General features: G+C 63.9%; 17 protein-coding genes. 8 read left to right on the top strand and 9 right to left on the bottom strand.

Annotated elements, in window-relative coordinates:
• From CK226_RS13635 to hslV, 6 genes are all read right to left on the bottom strand, one after another.
• Entirely contained in the window at positions 1-960 is a 960-nt protein-coding gene (locus tag CK226_RS13635; protein ID WP_095771484.1) for a DUF1402 family protein, read from the bottom strand.
• A 166-nt stretch (positions 961-1,126) separates the two neighbouring features.
• Positions 1,127-2,437: an ATP-dependent protease ATPase subunit HslU gene (hslU, locus tag CK226_RS13630; RefSeq protein ID WP_095771485.1), complete on the bottom strand. Its 1,311-nt coding sequence runs from the start codon at positions 2,435-2,437 to the stop codon at positions 1,127-1,129.
• A 4-nt stretch (positions 2,438-2,441) separates the two neighbouring features.
• Positions 2,442-3,041, bottom strand: a complete 600-nt coding sequence (locus tag CK226_RS13625) for a DUF2585 domain-containing protein (protein WP_095792116.1) — start codon at positions 3,039-3,041, stop codon at positions 2,442-2,444.
• A gap of 49 nt (positions 3,042-3,090) precedes the next feature.
• Positions 3,091-4,251 (bottom strand): hypothetical protein, encoded by a 1,161-nt coding sequence (locus tag CK226_RS13620; protein ID WP_179301042.1) that lies wholly within the window; start codon positions 4,249-4,251, stop codon positions 3,091-3,093.
• Positions 4,248-4,763: a GNAT family N-acetyltransferase gene (locus CK226_RS13615; protein ID WP_095771487.1), complete on the bottom strand. Its 516-nt coding sequence runs from the start codon at positions 4,761-4,763 to the stop codon at positions 4,248-4,250. Before CK226_RS13615 ends, CK226_RS13620 begins: the two co-directional genes overlap by 4 nt.
• Positions 4,753-5,304, bottom strand: a complete 552-nt coding sequence (gene hslV / locus CK226_RS13610) for an ATP-dependent protease subunit HslV (protein WP_095771488.1) — start codon at positions 5,302-5,304, stop codon at positions 4,753-4,755. Before hslV ends, CK226_RS13615 begins: the two co-directional genes overlap by 11 nt.
• A gap of 237 nt (positions 5,305-5,541) precedes the next feature.
• Between hslV and hisB the strand changes: the two genes are divergently transcribed.
• The 8 genes from hisB to coaA are packed head-to-tail and all read left to right on the top strand — an operon-like array spanning position 5,542 to position 11,016.
• Positions 5,542-6,141 carry an imidazoleglycerol-phosphate dehydratase HisB gene (hisB, locus tag CK226_RS13605; protein ID WP_095792115.1) on the top strand — a complete coding sequence of 200 codons (600 nt, stop codon included), beginning with the start codon at positions 5,542-5,544 and terminating at the stop codon, positions 6,139-6,141.
• A gap of 3 nt (positions 6,142-6,144) precedes the next feature.
• A complete protein-coding gene (locus tag CK226_RS13600) occupies positions 6,145-6,621 on the top strand; it encodes a DUF2628 domain-containing protein (RefSeq protein WP_095771490.1) in 477 nt (158 codons plus the stop codon).
• 1 nt (position 6,622) lies between these two features.
• Positions 6,623-7,273 (top strand): imidazole glycerol phosphate synthase subunit HisH, encoded by a 651-nt coding sequence (hisH, locus tag CK226_RS13595; protein ID WP_095792114.1) that lies wholly within the window; start codon positions 6,623-6,625, stop codon positions 7,271-7,273.
• 26 nt (positions 7,274-7,299) lie between these two features.
• The gene (hisA, locus tag CK226_RS13590) at positions 7,300-8,049 is read left to right on the top strand and encodes a 1-(5-phosphoribosyl)-5-[(5-phosphoribosylamino)methylideneamino]imidazole-4-carboxamide isomerase (RefSeq protein WP_095792113.1); all 750 of its coding nucleotides are present in this window, start codon (positions 7,300-7,302) and stop codon (positions 8,047-8,049) included.
• Positions 8,046-8,882: an arginase family protein gene (locus tag CK226_RS13585; RefSeq protein ID WP_095792112.1), complete on the top strand. Its 837-nt coding sequence runs from the start codon at positions 8,046-8,048 to the stop codon at positions 8,880-8,882. The genes hisA and CK226_RS13585 overlap by 4 nt, the downstream gene beginning before the upstream one ends.
• Positions 8,879-9,673 (top strand): imidazole glycerol phosphate synthase subunit HisF, encoded by a 795-nt coding sequence (gene hisF, locus CK226_RS13580; protein WP_179301049.1) that lies wholly within the window; start codon positions 8,879-8,881, stop codon positions 9,671-9,673. Before CK226_RS13585 ends, hisF begins: the two co-directional genes overlap by 4 nt.
• Before the next feature lie 35 nt (positions 9,674-9,708).
• Positions 9,709-10,032, top strand: a complete 324-nt coding sequence (locus CK226_RS13575; protein ID WP_095771495.1) for a phosphoribosyl-ATP diphosphatase — start codon at positions 9,709-9,711, stop codon at positions 10,030-10,032.
• A gap of 24 nt (positions 10,033-10,056) precedes the next feature.
• On the top strand, positions 10,057-11,016 hold the full coding sequence (gene coaA, locus CK226_RS13570; protein WP_095771496.1) for a type I pantothenate kinase: 960 nt from the start codon (positions 10,057-10,059) through the stop codon (positions 11,014-11,016).
• Between the two features lie 75 nt (positions 11,017-11,091).
• Here the strand turns inward: coaA and CK226_RS13565 are convergent, their stop codons facing one another.
• The 3 genes from CK226_RS13565 to CK226_RS13555 all read right to left on the bottom strand — a co-directional run bounded on the left by CK226_RS13565 (position 11,092) and on the right by CK226_RS13555 (position 14,718).
• Positions 11,092-12,636, bottom strand: coding sequence for a DegQ family serine endoprotease (locus tag CK226_RS13565; protein ID WP_095792110.1), 1,545 nt, complete (start codon positions 12,634-12,636; stop codon positions 11,092-11,094).
• 199 nt (positions 12,637-12,835) lie between these two features.
• Positions 12,836-13,552, bottom strand: a complete 717-nt coding sequence (locus tag CK226_RS13560) for an MBL fold metallo-hydrolase (protein ID WP_095792109.1) — start codon at positions 13,550-13,552, stop codon at positions 12,836-12,838.
• Positions 13,552-14,718, bottom strand: coding sequence for a diphosphate--fructose-6-phosphate 1-phosphotransferase (locus tag CK226_RS13555; RefSeq protein ID WP_095789389.1), 1,167 nt, complete (start codon positions 14,716-14,718; stop codon positions 13,552-13,554). The genes CK226_RS13560 and CK226_RS13555 overlap by 1 nt, the downstream gene beginning before the upstream one ends.
• Between the last annotated feature and the right edge of the window lie 46 nt (positions 14,719-14,764).

Genomic DNA, 14,764 nt, shown 5'->3' with positions numbered 1-14,764 from the left:
CTAGAACAGCGCCTTCAGTTCCGGCAGCTTGTCGTTGACCAGCCAGCCGTAATAATTCTCCTCAGGCAGTTTTTCCGGCTCGCCTGCGGCGCGACGCCTGCCGTTTTCCGCTTTCAGCGCTTCGGCGCGCTGCTCTGGATTGCCGACATTGTAGAGTGTCGCGGTCAGACCCGGATTGCCCGAAATGTCGAAGCCGGCAATGCTCTTATAGGCATCGATCGATTTCCTGATCGTCGCGGCGACATAAGGCAGCGTCAGGTCCGGATCCATGATGGTCTTGTAGACCGAATTGGGATCGCCGACATCGAGCTTCGGCAGGCCCGACACCTTGTGCACGAGATCGCTCATCTGCAGCGCGGTCAGCGGGTTGAGCTGGCCGAGCCCAAAAGTCTGGCCGGCATAATAGGGCTGGAAGAAGGTGGCGCCGAATCGGTCGTCGGGAAAGTCCTCGCCGCCGACGTTCTTGCCGCGAAACGCATGGTTCCACACCTGCTCGCGGCATTCCCAGAGGTCGTAGCTGTCCGACATCCCTGCGCATTTCTTGAATTCCGGCCGCTGCACGAAATCGGTGATGTCCTCGCCGTCATAGGCGAAGGACAGCTTGCTGGAGAGATAGGAGATCGCCTTGACGTAATAGGTCTGCAGCCGGTCGTAGGCGTCAACATTGTAGGTGTGTTCGCCGACGATGGCGCCGACGATATGCATCGGATCGATGCCATAAGCGGCGGCAGCCTTCTTGATCTTGCCGCGCAGATCGGGGTCGTTCTGCAGCAAGGCATAGACCTTGCGGTATTTCGCCTGGAAGGTGGTGTTGGTCGCCTGCGTGCGCCGGCTCGAGGCGCCGGGAATGTCGGGCTGCTCGGCATTGCGGTTTCCCGGCGGCACGAGTGTCGCTGCTTCAGCCGCCAACAGCGTCGCCGCCAGCATCAAGCCGAGAATGATTGGGATGAATTTTTTCATGCGCCGCCGCCTAGAGGTATTGCCGCGCAAACTAGGGTAGTGCTCTGGGTCGAGTCGAGAGCCCCTTCACCCGGCAAGTCGAAAGGTGGCCAGATGGTACCATCTGGCCACACATGATTGTTCTGCCGGCTGCCTGAACCGGCGCCGGATCAACCGGTGCCGTGCTTTAAAGGATGAATCGCGACAAATCTGTGTTTCGCGACAGGTCGCCGACATGCTTTTCCACATAGGCGGCGTCGATCGTGACCGACGTGCCGTTGCGGTCTGGCGCGTCATACGAAATTTCGTCCAGCACCCGCTCCATCACCGTCTGCAGCCGCCGGGCGCCGATGTTCTCGACGCTGTCATTGAGGTCGACGGCAATGCCGGCCAGCGAATCGATGGCGTCGTCGGTGAAGGTCAGGTCGACACCCTCGGTCTTCATCAGCGCGATATATTGCTTGATCAGGCTCGCTTCCGTCTCGGTCAGGATGCGGACGAAATCTTGCTTCTCCAAGGCCCGCAGTTCTACGCGAATCGGCAGGCGGCCCTGCAATTCCGGCAACAGGTCGGATGGCTTCGAGACGTGGAACGCGCCCGAGGCGATGAACAGGATGTGATCCGTCTTCAACGGCCCGTATTTGGTCGCCACCGTGGTGCCCTCGACCAGCGGCAGCAGGTCGCGCTGCACGCCTTCGCGCGAAGGGCCGCCGGAAATGTCGGACCTGGCGGCGATCTTGTCGATTTCGTCGAGGAAGACGATCCCGTCGTTTTCCGCGGCATCGAGCGCCCGGCGCACCACCTCGTCCTGGTCGAGCAGCTTGTCGGACTCGTCGCTGACCAGCAGATCGTAGGATTCCTTTACCGTCGTCTTGCGCAGCTTGGTCTTCTTGCCGCCCATCGCCTTCGACAGCATGTCGTTGATGTTCAGTACGCCGATATTGGCGCCCGGCATGCCGGGAATCTCGAAGCCGGGCATGCCGCCATTGCCGGTGTCGGCCACTTCGATCTCGATTTCCTTGTCGTCAAGCTCGCCGTCGCGCAGCTTCTTGCGGAAAGAGTCGCGCGTCGCCGGGCTGGCGGTCTTGCCGACCAGCGCTTCCAGAACGCGTTCCTCTGCATTGATGTGGGCGCGCGCCTTGACGTCCTCGCGCATCTTTTCGCGGACGAGCCCGATGGCGATCTCGACGAGGTCACGGATGATCTGCTCGACGTCACGGCCGACATAGCCGACCTCGGTGAACTTGGTCGCTTCGACCTTGACGAAGGGCGCGCCGGCAAGGCGCGCCAGGCGGCGCGAGATCTCGGTCTTGCCGACGCCGGTCGGGCCGATCATCAGGATGTTCTTCGGCATCACCTCTTCGCGCATCTGGCCTTCCAGCTGCTGGCGGCGCCAGCGGTTGCGCAAGGCGATGGCCACGGCGCGTTTGGCGTCCTTCTGGCCGATGATGAAGCGGTCGAGTTCCGAAACGATTTCGCGGGGGGAGAATGTGCTCATATCACTAAATTCCACTTTGCCACTGCTTGATGGCCTCGAACGGATGCAGCAGCATGATCACGTTGAGTGTCAGATTGTCCCGGATAAGATAGCCGGTACCCAGTTCGAAGAGGATGGCGAGGCTGACGATCACCCATATAGGTAGCCTTCGCGCCATCACAAATCCCAGCACCATGGCCAGTGTGTCGGACACCGAATTGATGATGCTGTCGCCATAATAGTGGAGCGAGATGGTGCCGGCGCGGTAGCGGTCGATGATGAACGGGCTGTTCTCCAGCAATTCCCAGCCGCCCTCGATGAGGACGGCGAAGGCCAGCCGCAAGCCGATCGGCGAACGCGGAAAGAGGAACCTCGCCAGGGCATAGAACAGGAAGCCGTGGATGATGTGCGAGAAAGTGTACCAGTCGGAAATGTGCTGGGAATTCTCGGAGCTGTTCACCACGCCGTGCCACAGTTTGACATAGCCGCAGGTGCAGATCGGCGGGTGGCCCATCAAATAGAGCGTCACGGCCTGGACGATGATCAGGCCGGCAACGATCAGCAACCCCATCCGCCAGCTGTTTTCGTAGGCCGAGAGCTCTTTGTCCCCGACGGATGCGATCATGCCCTATTGCCCCTCTTCCGCGTCGCCGTCTCGACCATCACAAAGCCCGTCACGCCTTCAGCGGCGGTAGCCGGCGGATCACGGCCGCCGGCAAAGTGGGTTTGACGACAATCCGCCGAATACGCTGCCAGCCAGCCCCGAAAAGAATAATCAGCGCGCCGACAACGACCAGGATCAAGGCAAAAGGCGGGATACCCGTCGAATCGGAGGCTGAATTCACCAGATAATAGATACCCAGCGAGCCGAAGTAAGCCAATGTAGGAACCAGAAGCGAACGGCGGTCTATGGCGAGCGCGAGATAGAGGAAGCCGAGGATCAGGACCGCCAGCATGATGGTTGCATTGGCGTCCGGCGCGATATGTCCGAATACGACGTTCTGCCCGGTTGCCATGATAAAGAGCGGATGCACCAGCATAGGCGCCGAGACGACATGCAGCCAGAAGGCGCAATCGGACCAGATCTTGCGTCGATCCCTGTCGTAAATGTCAAAAGCCACACCCGTCGCGAACACGATCAGGCCGCAGACCAGCGGCATGTAGAGGGCCGCGCGGAGCAGTTCGGGAACATCCTCAAGGCGTGGCGGCGCAATCGCGCCCGTTGTCACACTGTCATACAGGATTATCGCCGTTTGCAGGAAGGCAAGCAGTGTGAAGGCGATGGCGATAGCCCCGGCAATGATGGGGACGCGAAAGCGCCAGAAATAGATCGCCGCCGCAATTATTCCTCCGCCCAGGAACAGATATCCGGCCCGGGACGCCGTCTGGCGCAACGCCAATAGCTGCCAGATCGTCTCCGGCTTGCGTATGCCGAAGCTGGCCTCCACCCGTAGCGCCAGAGCGACCAGAATGGCGGCCATGAAAATCAGGGCAAGCACGGACGACGATAATTTCATCCGGTGCTGACGCGTGACAATTTCGGCGAGCCCCCAGGCGAAAACCGCGAGGATGCCAGCGATCCAGAATGTCTGGCCTGGAAGCAAGGTGGTGAGGACAAAGAAGAAGCCGGCGCTAAGCAGAACGGTTCCCACGGTGACGAACAGATCGTTGCCGCCGCCGACCAGCCGCAGGTTTTCCTCGTCACCCTCGTCATCGGCGCGCCCGGCCTCGGGGGCGAGAGCGCCCGCGCGTTCCATGGCCTCCAACTGATCGCGCAGGGTCTGCGAGATCAAACCTCTCGCGACTGCTTTGTCGAGTGTTTCGGCGCTGATCAATCGGGCTCCTGCGGCGCGTCGCGCGCCATCATCAACGCCGGGCCGAACTCCGATGTTCTGGTGTCAAAGGCAACAAAGCCAGCCTTTTCATAGGCCCGGATGGCCCGAGCATTGCCCGGGTCGGGGTCGATGATGACGCGCGGCACGCCTTCCTCGAACAGCTGCTCGACGAATTGCCGCACGATCGCCGAGCCGTGACCGAGGCCGACCAGTTCCGGCGGGCCGATCGACAGGTCGATGCCGAGCGTGCCGAACGGCTGGTCGGCATAGGGGTGGTCGTCTTCCAGATGCGGGTCGTAGCTCTGCAGATAGGCGATCGGTTTGCCGTCGAGTTCGACGATCAGCGGCTCGACCGAAATCGAGTCGATATGATCGCGAATCTCGGCGATTTCCGTCTCGGGGTCGTTCCACCATTCCGCGACATGCGGTTCGGCAAGCCAGCCGGCGATCATCGGCAGGTCTTTTTCCGTCACCGGCCGAAAATCGTAGAGCACGGCCTGCTCAAGCGGCATCGAGCGTTTCGACGACGAAGTTGTTGTTGGTGTAGACGCAGATGTCGGAGGCGATCTGCATCGCCTTGCGGGCGATCTCCTCGGCATCCTTGTCGGAGTCCATCAGCGCCCGCGCCGCGGCCAGCGCGTAATTGCCGCCCGAACCGATGGCCATGACGCCATGTTCGGGTTCGAGCACGTCGCCGGTGCCGGTCAGCGCCAGCGAGACCGACTTGTCGGCCACCAGCATCATCGCCTCCAGCCGGCGCAGATAGCGGTCGGTGCGCCAGTCCTTGGCGAGCTCGACGCAGGCGCGCGTCAGCTGGTCGGGATATTGTTCGAGCTTGGCTTCCAGCCGTTCCAGCAGCGTGAAGGCATCGGCGGTAGCGCCGGCGAAACCGGCGATCACATTGCCCCCCTTGCCGATGCGGCGGACCTTGCGGGCATTGCCCTTCATGATGGTCTGGCCAAGGCTGACCTGGCCGTCGCCGGCGATCACCACCTTGTTGCCCTTGCGCACCGTCACGATGGTCGTGGCGTGCATGGTCAGATTATCAGACATTTATTGGCTCCGATTCGCGCGATCCCAAAAGGCGATTGGCGCGGTACGAGTGATTTTATCGGCCATATGTATGCATGGGACCAATGATTGCAAATCGCCCCTCCGGCAAGGCCGATACCTCTGTCCGAGGCAACTGGCAATCGCCGGATCATGCTGATAGAAGGCTTTCGTTTTCAAGCCGGTGAATGTTCGAAGCTCGTCCGCGGAGCTTTGAAACCCTGAGACAAGGACAAGGTCATGGCGCCCCGTTTCGCCGAAGCCAGCCGCAAGACCAAGGAAACCGACATCTCGGTGTCGGTCCATGTCGACGGTTCGGGCAAATCCGATATCGCCACGGGCGTCGGCTTCTTCGACCATATGCTCGACCAGCTTTCGCGCCATTCGCTGATCGACATGACGGTGACGGCCAAGGGCGACCTGCACATAGACGACCACCACACGGTCGAGGACACCGGCATCGCGCTCGGCCAGGCCTTGACCAAGGCACTGGGCGAGCGGCGCGGCATCATGCGCTATGCCTCGATCGACCTTGCCATGGACGAGACGCTGACGCGCGCGGCGATCGACGTGTCCGGCCGGCCGTTCCTGGTCTGGAACGTGTCCTTCTCGTCCCCCAAGATCGGCACCTTCGACACCGAACTGGTGCGGGAATTCTTCCAGGCTCTGGCCCAGAATGCCGGCATCACGCTGCATGTCACCAACCATTACGGCGCCAACAACCACCACATCGCCGAGACCTGCTTCAAGGCGGTGGCGCGTGCGCTGCGTGCCGCACTCGAGCCCGACCCGCGCCAGCCGGACGCGGTTCCCTCCACCAAGGGATCGTTGAAGGGATAGGCCATGGCCACCTATGTTGTGATGCAACCGCCCGGCCGCAGCGAGAAGGTCGATGCAACGGCCTTGATCCGCGACGGCTTCACCTGGCTCGGCCTGCTGGTACCGCCGCTATGGCTCGCCTGGCACCGGCTGTGGATCGAGGCCGGACTTGCCTTCGTCGTCATGGGCCTGCTTTCGATGGCAGGGGAAAACCTTGGCCTTGGATTGGCAAGTTCGCTGCTGTCGCTCCTGGTTTCGTTCTATGTCGGCCTGGAAGGGCAGGGGTTGCGCATCGCGGCCCTTCGCCGGCGCGGCTGGCATGAATGGGGCGTGGTTCAGGCCGGCCGGCTCGACGATGCCGACATCCGCTATGCGCTGGAGGTCGAGGGGCACGCGGAGGAAATCACGCCGCCGCCGCGCATCGTCCCCGATGCCGCCCTGGCGCGCCCGGCGCAGCCGGGCATGGCGCTGGGCCTGACCCACATACCGGGACGGCACTGACATGCGGGTAGCAATCATCGACTACGGCTCGGGCAATCTGCGCTCGGCCACCAAGGCCTTCGAGCGAGCCGCGCGCGAAGCCGGCATATCGGCCGAGATCGACCTGACGGCCGATGCCGACCGGGTGCGCAGCGCCGACCGCATCGTCCTGCCCGGCGTCGGCGCCTATGCCGACTGCGCGGCCGGCCTGCGTGCCGTCGACGGCATGTGGGAGGCGGTCGAGGACGTCGCGATCGCCAAGGGCCGGCCCTTCCTCGGCATCTGCGTCGGCATGCAGCTGATGTCTGAGCGCGGCCTGGAAAAGACCGTCACCCATGGCTTCGGCTGGATATCAGGCGACGTCAAGGAGATCACACCCACTGATCCCGCGCTGAAGATCCCGCAGATCGGCTGGAACACGATCGAGCTCAGGCGCCAGCACCCGCTGTTTACCGGCATCCCGACCGGACCAGACGGGCTGCACGCCTATTTCGTCCATTCCTACCATCTCGACGCGAAAAAGCCGGACGAGGTTGTGGCCGTCGCCGACTATGGTGGTCCGGTGACGGCGGCCGTCGCCCGCGACAATCTCGTTGGCACGCAGTTCCATCCCGAAAAGAGCCAGGCGCTCGGCCTGGCGCTGATCACCAATTTCCTGCGCTGGAGGCCCTAGAGCATGAGCAAGAAGGCGCTTGAATCGTGATCCTGTTTCCTGCCATCGACCTCAAGGACGGCAAATGCGTGCGCCTGAAGCAGGGCGATATGGCGACCGCGACCATCTACAACGATGATCCCGCCGCGCAGGCAAAAGCCTTCGAGGACCAGGGTTTCCAATGGCTGCACGTCGTCGACCTCAACGGCGCCTTCCAGGGCCAGAGCGTCAACAGCGCGGCGGTCGGCGCCATCCTCAAGGCGACGAAGAACCCGGTGCAGCTCGGCGGCGGCATCCGCACGCTGGCCCAGATCGAGGACTGGCTCGACCGGGGGCTGGCCCGCGTCATCCTCGGCACGGTGGCGGTGCGCGATCCCGACCTGGTCAGGCAGGCCTGCAAGGCTTTCCCGGGCAAGGTCGCCGTCGGCATCGACGCCAAGGGCGGCAAGGTGGCCGTCGAGGGCTGGGCCGAGGCGTCGAGCCTCGGCGTCGTCGAACTGGCGAGGAAATTCGAGGGTGCCGGCGTGGCCGCCATCATCTACACCGACATCGATCGCGACGGCGTGCTGACTGGCATCAACTGGGACGCCACCATCGACCTCGCCGAGGCCGTGTCGATCCCGGTCATCGCTTCGGGCGGCCTCGCCTCGATCGCCGACATCGTGCGCATGACGATGCCCGATGCACGGAAGCTCGAAGGCGCAATTTCCGGCCGCGCGCTCTATGACGGCCGCATCGATCCGGCCGAGGCGCTGGCGATCCTGCAGGGCCGGCCCGCGGCGGAGGCGAAATCGTGAAAATCACCCTCATCCTGGCCTCCTATGACAGCGGCCACTATCACGGCGGCATGGGCCAGGGCCCGGACGCGCTGATCGCAGGCGGCCTGGTCGACGCCCTGACCATTGCCGGCCACGAGGTCGCGGTCGCGGATATCGGCAGGGTCGGTGACGACCAGGAACGCGAGATCGCCACCGGTTTCGCCGTCTGCAACGCCGTCTCTGGCGAGGTCCGCATTGCCATCGACAGGGGACGGTTCCCCATCGTGCTCGCTGGAAACTGCCTGACATCAGCCGGTGCGGTCGCCGGCGCGGGCGCCGATGCGATCATCTGGGCCGACCAGCATGGCGACCTCAACACGCCCGAGACCTCCGTCTACGGCTTTCTCGACGGCATGGCGCTGGCGACCGTGCTTGGCCTGTGCTGGCGCCCGATGGCAGCGGCCATTCCAGGCTTCAAGCCGATCGATCCCTCGCGCTGCGTGCTTCTCAACGCCCGCGATCTCGATCCGGCCGAGGAAGAGCTCCTCAAGACCTTGCCGGTGGTCCGCACCGAATGTCCCGGCGTGGGGCCGGCAACCGCGAAGCTGAAGGCCGCAGGCGCCAAAAGCGTGCACATGCATCTCGACCTCGACGTGCACGACCCCAAGGAGCTGCAGGCCAACCGCTACGCAATTTCAGGCGGGCCAAGCCCGGAACAATTGCGCGACGCGGCCTGCGCCATGGCCCTTGCCATTCCGGTCGTCGGCATCACTATTTCCGCCTACGATCCGGCCTTCGACGCGCAGGGCGACGTCCCGCCGCTGGTCGGCGAGCTGCTCAACGATCTCATCGCCACAATAGAGGGCCGCTGATGCTGAAAGCCCGTGTCATCCCATGCCTCGACGTCAAGGACGGCCGCGTCGTCAAGGGCGTCAACTTCGTCGACCTCATCGATGCCGGCGATCCGGTCGAGGCGGCCAAGGCCTATGACGCCGCCGGTGCCGACGAGCTCTGCTTTCTCGACATCACCGCCTCGTCCGACAACCGTGAAACCATCTTCGATGTCATCGCCCGCACCGCCGAGCAGTGCTTCATGCCGCTGACTGTCGGCGGCGGCGTGCGCCAGGTCGCCGACATCAGGAAGCTGCTTCTGGCCGGCGCCGACAAGGTGTCGATCAATACGGCGGCGGTGAAGAACCCGGATTTCGTCGCCGAAGCCGCCGACAAGTTCGGCAACCAGTGCATCGTTGTCGCCATCGACGCCAAGAAAGTGTCCGGTATCGGCGAGCCCGACCGCTGGGAGATCTTCACCCATGGCGGGCGCGAGAAGACCGGCATCGACGCGGTCGAATTCGCGCGTCAAATGGTCGATCGAGGCGCCGGCGAGATCCTGTTGACCTCGATGGACCGCGACGGCACCAAGGCCGGCTACGACATCGCGCTGACACGTGCGATCGCTGATGCGGTGCGCGCGCCGGTCATCGCTTCGGGCGGCGTTGGCACGCTGGATCACCTGGTCGAAGGCATTCGCGACGGCCATGCCGGCGCGGTGCTGGCGGCCTCGATCTTCCATTTCGGCACCTACACGATCGCCCAGGCCAAGGCGCATATGGCCGCCGCGGGGCTGCCGATGCGGCTGGACTCCTCGGGCGATCGGCCCTAGAGGCTGTTCCGGCTAAGAAAAGGGCCCCAGGCGCCATGGCTGAATTTTCGTTCTCCGACCTGGAGACAACCATCAGGGACCGCGCCCATTCCGGCGACCCGGATTCCTGGACAGCGAAACTGTTCGCGCGCGGTATCGACAAGGCCGCCCAGAAACTCGGCGAGGAGGCGGTCGAGACGGTGATTGCCGCCGTCAAGGGCGACAGACAGGGGCTCGTTTCCGAAAGTGCCGATCTTATATATCATTGGCTCGTCGTCCTCGGCCTCTCGGGTGTTCCGCTGAGCGACGTGCTCAAGGAGCTTGAAAGCCGCACCGGGCGTTCGGGCATCGCCGAGAAGGCGTCACGGCCCAAGGGCTGACCGCGAGGGAGGGCAGGAATCTCGATGGATCAGCTCGCGCCAACCGAGAAATATTCCCCCTTTCGCTTCTTCTCGGCCGAGCAATGGTCGCAATTCCGCGCCGACACGCCACTGACGCTGAGCGAGGACGAGTTCCGCCGCCTGCGTTCGCTCAACGATCCGGTCGACCTTGAGGAGGTCAAGCGCATCTATCTGTCGTTGTCGCGGCTTCTGTCCGCCCATGTCGAGGCGAGCCAGCTCTTGTTCCGGCAGCGCCAGGCCTTCTTCAACGCCGTCGACATCGTCAAGACGCCGTTCATCATCGGCATCGCGGGCTCCGTCGCCGTCGGCAAATCGACCACCGCACGCGTGCTGAAGGAGCTTCTGGCGCGCTGGCCGTCGAGCCCCAAGGTCGATCTCATCACCACCGACGGTTTCCTGCTGCCCAATGAGGTGCTGCGCCGCGAGAACCTGATGGAACGCAAGGGCTTTCCCGACAGTTACGACGTCGGCGCGCTGCTGCGTTTCCTCTCGGGCATCAAGTCGGCGCTGCCGGATGTCCGCGCGCCGGTCTATTCCCACCTCACCTATGACGTCATTCCCGGCGAGTTCGTCACCATCGACCGGCCCGACATTCTGATCTTCGAAGGCATCAATGTCCTGCAGCCGGGCAAGTTGCCGCAGGACGGCAAGATCGTGCCCTTCCTGTCCGACTTTTTCGACTTCGCCATCTATATCGATGCCGACGAGAAGCTGATCCACGAATGGTACATCTCGCGCTTCATGCGGCTGCGCGAGACCGCCTTCCGCAATCCGGACTCCTTCTTCCACCGCTACTCGCAGCTTTCGGAGGAAGCGGCGCGCGCCATCGCCGAAGGCCTGTGGTCCAACATCAATCTGAAGAATTTGCGCGAGAACATCCTGCCGACCCGCGCCCGCGCCGACCTCATCCTGCGCAAGGGCGCCGACCATCTGGTCGAGGAAGTGGCGCTGCGCAAACTTTAAAGCAGTTCCAGGAAATGTGGCGGGCCTGTCACCGACAACCCCGCCACACGGCATTCATTTCATCCGCATCGCGGCTCAGCCATTGGCGAACGGCACCGCGACATAGATCTGGCTGCCGTCGCGTTCGACCAAAAGCAGCACCGACTTGCGGCCCGATTTGCTCGCCTGCGCGATCGCCTGCGTGACCTGCCTGGCACTCTTCACCGGAGCCTGGTTGACGGCGACGATGATATCGCCGGGTTGGACGCCGGCGGCGGCCGCCGCCTTGTCGGGATTGACGCTGGCGACCACCGCGCCGCGCTCGTCGTCGGCGAGGTTCAGCTGCTGGCGAATGTCGGGCGTGATGTCCAGCAGGCCGAGGCCGATCGCGGGTGCGCGCGCGCCCTGCTCGGCGTTCGGCGCGCCGGAGTCACCGGCCGATGCCGTCTTCACATCGTCGCTGTTTTGCCCGACGTTGACGGAAATCTGCATGGCCTTGCCCTTGCGCCAGACATCAAGCGTTTCCTTGGCGCCCGGCGAGACGTCCGCGACGGCCCGCGACAGGTCCTTGGGGTCTTTCACGTCCTGGCCGGCGAAGCCGGTGATGACGTCGCCGGTTTCGATGCCGGCCTTGGCCGCCGGCGAGCCGTCATTGACCTGCGAGACCAGTGCGCCGCCTGCATGATCGAGCCCTACGGCGGCAGCCACGTCCGGGGTCACCGGCTGGATCTCGACGCCGAGATAGCCGTATTCGATGTTGCCGCCCTTCATCAGCTTGGCGACCACCTTCTGGGCCTGGTCGGACGGAATGGCGAAGCCGACGCCGACGCTGCCGCCATTGGGCGAATAGATCGCCGTGTTGATGCCGACGACGTTGCCGTTCACATCCACAAGCGGGCCACCGGAATTGCCATGGTTGATCGGCGCGTCGATCTGGATGAAATCGTCGAACGGCCCGCTGTGCAGGTCACGGCCGCGTGCCGAAACGATGCCGGCGGTCACCGTGGTGCCGATGCCGAACGGGTTGCCGATCGCCAGCACCTGGTCGCCGGTCATCAGCTTGTCGGAATCGCCCCATTTGACGGTCGGCAGCGGCTTGTCGGCCTTGATCTTGAGCACCGCAAGGTCGTTCTTGGCGTCGCGGCCGACAAGCTTGGCGGGAAGTTCGGTGCCGTCGTCGAGCGTCACCTTGATCGAAGAGGCGCCGTCGACGACGTGATTGTTGGTGACGATGGTGCCGTCTGTGCCGACGATGAAGCCGGAACCGAGGGCTTCCTGGCGCGGTGCCTGCTGCGGCGGCGTCTTGGGCATTGGGGCGCCCTGATTGCCGAAGAACTGGCGGAAATAGTCGTCGAAAGGCGAACCGCCGTCGAAAGGCGAGGTTTCGCCCATGGTTTCAGCCTGTGCCTTCATGACCGTTGTGACCGTCACTACGGCCGGCTTGGTGGTGGCCACGACCGGCGCGAACGAGCCGTTCGGCGCCTTGATCCCGACGATTGGGGTCTGAGTCGTCGCAACGGCGTTGCTCAGGCCGGCGTTGTCGCCGCTTTGGGCAAACGAGACGACGACAGGGGAGATAATCAGCGCAGCGCCCAGCAGGGCGGCGACGCGATGTCTGCGAAGAATACCAAGAGGTGACATGGTCGTTCTGTCCGGGCGAGGGTTGATCCGGCGCCGTGGGTGGCTCTTGGGAGAAGCGCCCGTCGGCGTGTCGACGGCCGGGCTTGCCTGTCTCGCCGTACATGGCGGTCGGCCGGATCGACACCGAGGTATCTAGGGTGCCGATCGGCCCGAATTAGGGTTTTTGGCCGACCTTACGAAGATTTAATTCGGGGAGCGCTTACGGATCGTCATGCCGGCGCAGATAGTCGGTCGCAATCTCGCGCATACGCTTGCCGTCGAAGCTCGGCCCGTGGCCGCCATGGCCGATGCGGATCGGCAGGTCGAGCAGGCGCTGCATGGTGCTGGCATAGGCGGCCCGATCGGAATCCGGCAGCGAGTCGATCAGCGTGTCGTCGTAGATGGCATCGCCGCTGAAGAACAGTCCGTCGGCCTCGTCGAAAAGGGCGATCGAATCCGGCGAATGCCCGGGCAGGTGCAGCACGCGGAATTGCCGGTCGCCGAGATCGACCACGTCGCCCTCGTCAAGCGTCCGCGTCAGCGGTGCCGAGGGGATCTTGTAGTCGGCGGCCTTCCAGCCTGGCGCCGGCAATTTCGACACGGCGCCTTCGAGATCATGGAACATGTAGGCATAGGTCGCCGCCTCATCCATGCTCTCGAACTGCGCGGCGCTCATCCTCGGCCCGGCCCGCCACGGAAATTCATGCAGCGAGCCGACATGGTCGAGATGGATGTGGGTGGCGACGACCAGCAGCGGCTTGCCCTGCGGCGTCTCGATCTGCGGCGCCAGCGGGCAGATACCCATGCCGGTGTCGACCAGGAGGTCGGCGTCGCGGCCTCGCAGATGCCAGATGTTGGCGCGCACATAGTCATGCACGAACGGCTCGGTCAGCATCGTCGTCCTGTCGTCGACAATGCTCTTGCTGAACCACTCCATTAAACGAAAGGCTTCCCGACCTTGTACTTTTCCGGCACCAGCCGCTTGAGATAGGCCATGCCGGCCTCGGACAACTGGTTGACGTCGGGCTTCATGAAATCGTCAGGCATGTGACGGGTCTTGCCGGCGACGTTCTTCAGCGGCACCTTCTTCAGAACGGTCTTTGCGCCGTCATATTGCAGCGCCACGGAGCCGCCGCCCTGTTCGGCGACGGACACGGCGAAGGCGCCGGCATCGAACGCCTCTTGTGCGTCGACGGCGCTGATGGCGCCGACATAGCCGCGCGGCATGTAGCCGAGCGCGTCGACGCGGGCCCGCTTGCCCGGCAGGCCTTCGGCCAATGCGCGCTCGAGGGCTGCCGGCAGGTCACTGCCCGACAATTTGACGTTCCCATGCGCGTCGCGCTCGAGCTTGTCCGGCGGTACCAGGCTTTCGACCAGCGCCTTGCCGTCGGCGGTGCTCACCCCTTCCGACACGGCGACGATGCAGCGCTTGTGGCGGTCGAGCGTGGCGCGCACATCATCGATGAAGCCCGCGGCCGAGAATGGCCGCTCCGGCACGTACACCAGATGCGGGCCGCTGTCGGGATCGAGCTGCCAGGCGGCCGCCGCTGCGGTGAGAAAACCGGCATGCCGGCCCATCACGATGCCGACATAGATGCCGGGCAACGCGCGGAAATCGAGATCGACGGAGAGGAAGGCGCCGGCAACGAACTCGGCCGCCGAGATGAATCCCGGCGTATGGTCGTTCTCCTCCAGATCATTGTCGATGGTCTTCGGCGCATGGACGAAAGCGATCGAGCCGCCGGCGGCGTCGGTCAGGATCTGCTGTGTGCCCGACGTATCGTTGCCGCCGATATAGATGAAGGCGTCGGCGCCGGCCTTCTTCAAGCCGTTGAGGATGACGTCGCAATAGGCCGCATCCGGTTTGTCGCGCGTCGAGCCGAGTGCCGCGCTTGGCGTTCCGGCGATCAGCCGCAGCCGATCCTCGGGGATGGCCGAAAGGTCGACATAATTGCCGTCGCGAATGCCGCGCACGCCATGGATGGAGCCCAGGACCTTGGCGCCCGGATGCCGCTTGCGGATCTCCAGCGTGGCGCCGACCACCGTCTGGTTGATGACGGCGGTCGGGCCGCCGCCTTGCGCGATGACAAAAGTTCCGGCCATTCCTGACGTCTCCCGAGCGATGGTTTTCAAGGCACCTTGGCCTGTC

Source organism: Mesorhizobium sp. WSM4311 (assembly GCF_002295115.1).
Lineage (GTDB): Bacteria > Pseudomonadota > Alphaproteobacteria > Rhizobiales > Rhizobiaceae > Mesorhizobium.
This window is presented reverse-complemented; position numbering and strand designations above follow the sequence as displayed.

Bases quoted from the DNA above. Each gene is read 5' to 3' on its own strand.
- CK226_RS13575 (WP_095771495.1), top strand. From the start codon at position 9,709: ATGGCTGAATTTTCGTTCTCCGACCTGGAGACAACCATCAGGGACCGC.
- CK226_RS13600 (WP_095771490.1), top strand. From the start codon at position 6,145: ATGGCCACCTATGTTGTGATGCAACCGCCCGGCCGCAGCGAGAAGGTC.
- CK226_RS13625 (WP_095792116.1), bottom strand. From the start codon at position 3,041: ATGATCGCATCCGTCGGGGACAAAGAGCTCTCGGCCTACGAAAACAGC.
- hslU (WP_095771485.1), bottom strand. From the start codon at position 2,437: ATGAGCACATTCTCCCCCCGCGAAATCGTTTCGGAACTCGACCGCTTC.
- CK226_RS13565 (WP_095792110.1), bottom strand. From the start codon at position 12,636: ATGTCACCTCTTGGTATTCTTCGCAGACATCGCGTCGCCGCCCTGCTG.
- coaA (WP_095771496.1), top strand. From the start codon at position 10,057: ATGGATCAGCTCGCGCCAACCGAGAAATATTCCCCCTTTCGCTTCTTC.
- hisH (WP_095792114.1), top strand. From the start codon at position 6,623: ATGCGGGTAGCAATCATCGACTACGGCTCGGGCAATCTGCGCTCGGCC.
- hslV (WP_095771488.1), bottom strand. From the start codon at position 5,304: ATGTCTGATAATCTGACCATGCACGCCACGACCATCGTGACGGTGCGC.
- CK226_RS13615 (WP_095771487.1), bottom strand. From the start codon at position 4,763: ATGCCGCTTGAGCAGGCCGTGCTCTACGATTTTCGGCCGGTGACGGAA.
- CK226_RS13635 (WP_095771484.1), bottom strand. From the start codon at position 960: ATGAAAAAATTCATCCCAATCATTCTCGGCTTGATGCTGGCGGCGACG.
- CK226_RS13560 (WP_095792109.1), bottom strand. From the start codon at position 13,552: ATGGAGTGGTTCAGCAAGAGCATTGTCGACGACAGGACGACGATGCTG.
- hisB (WP_095792115.1), top strand. From the start codon at position 5,542: ATGGCGCCCCGTTTCGCCGAAGCCAGCCGCAAGACCAAGGAAACCGAC.
- CK226_RS13555 (WP_095789389.1), bottom strand. From the start codon at position 14,718: ATGGCCGGAACTTTTGTCATCGCGCAAGGCGGCGGCCCGACCGCCGTC.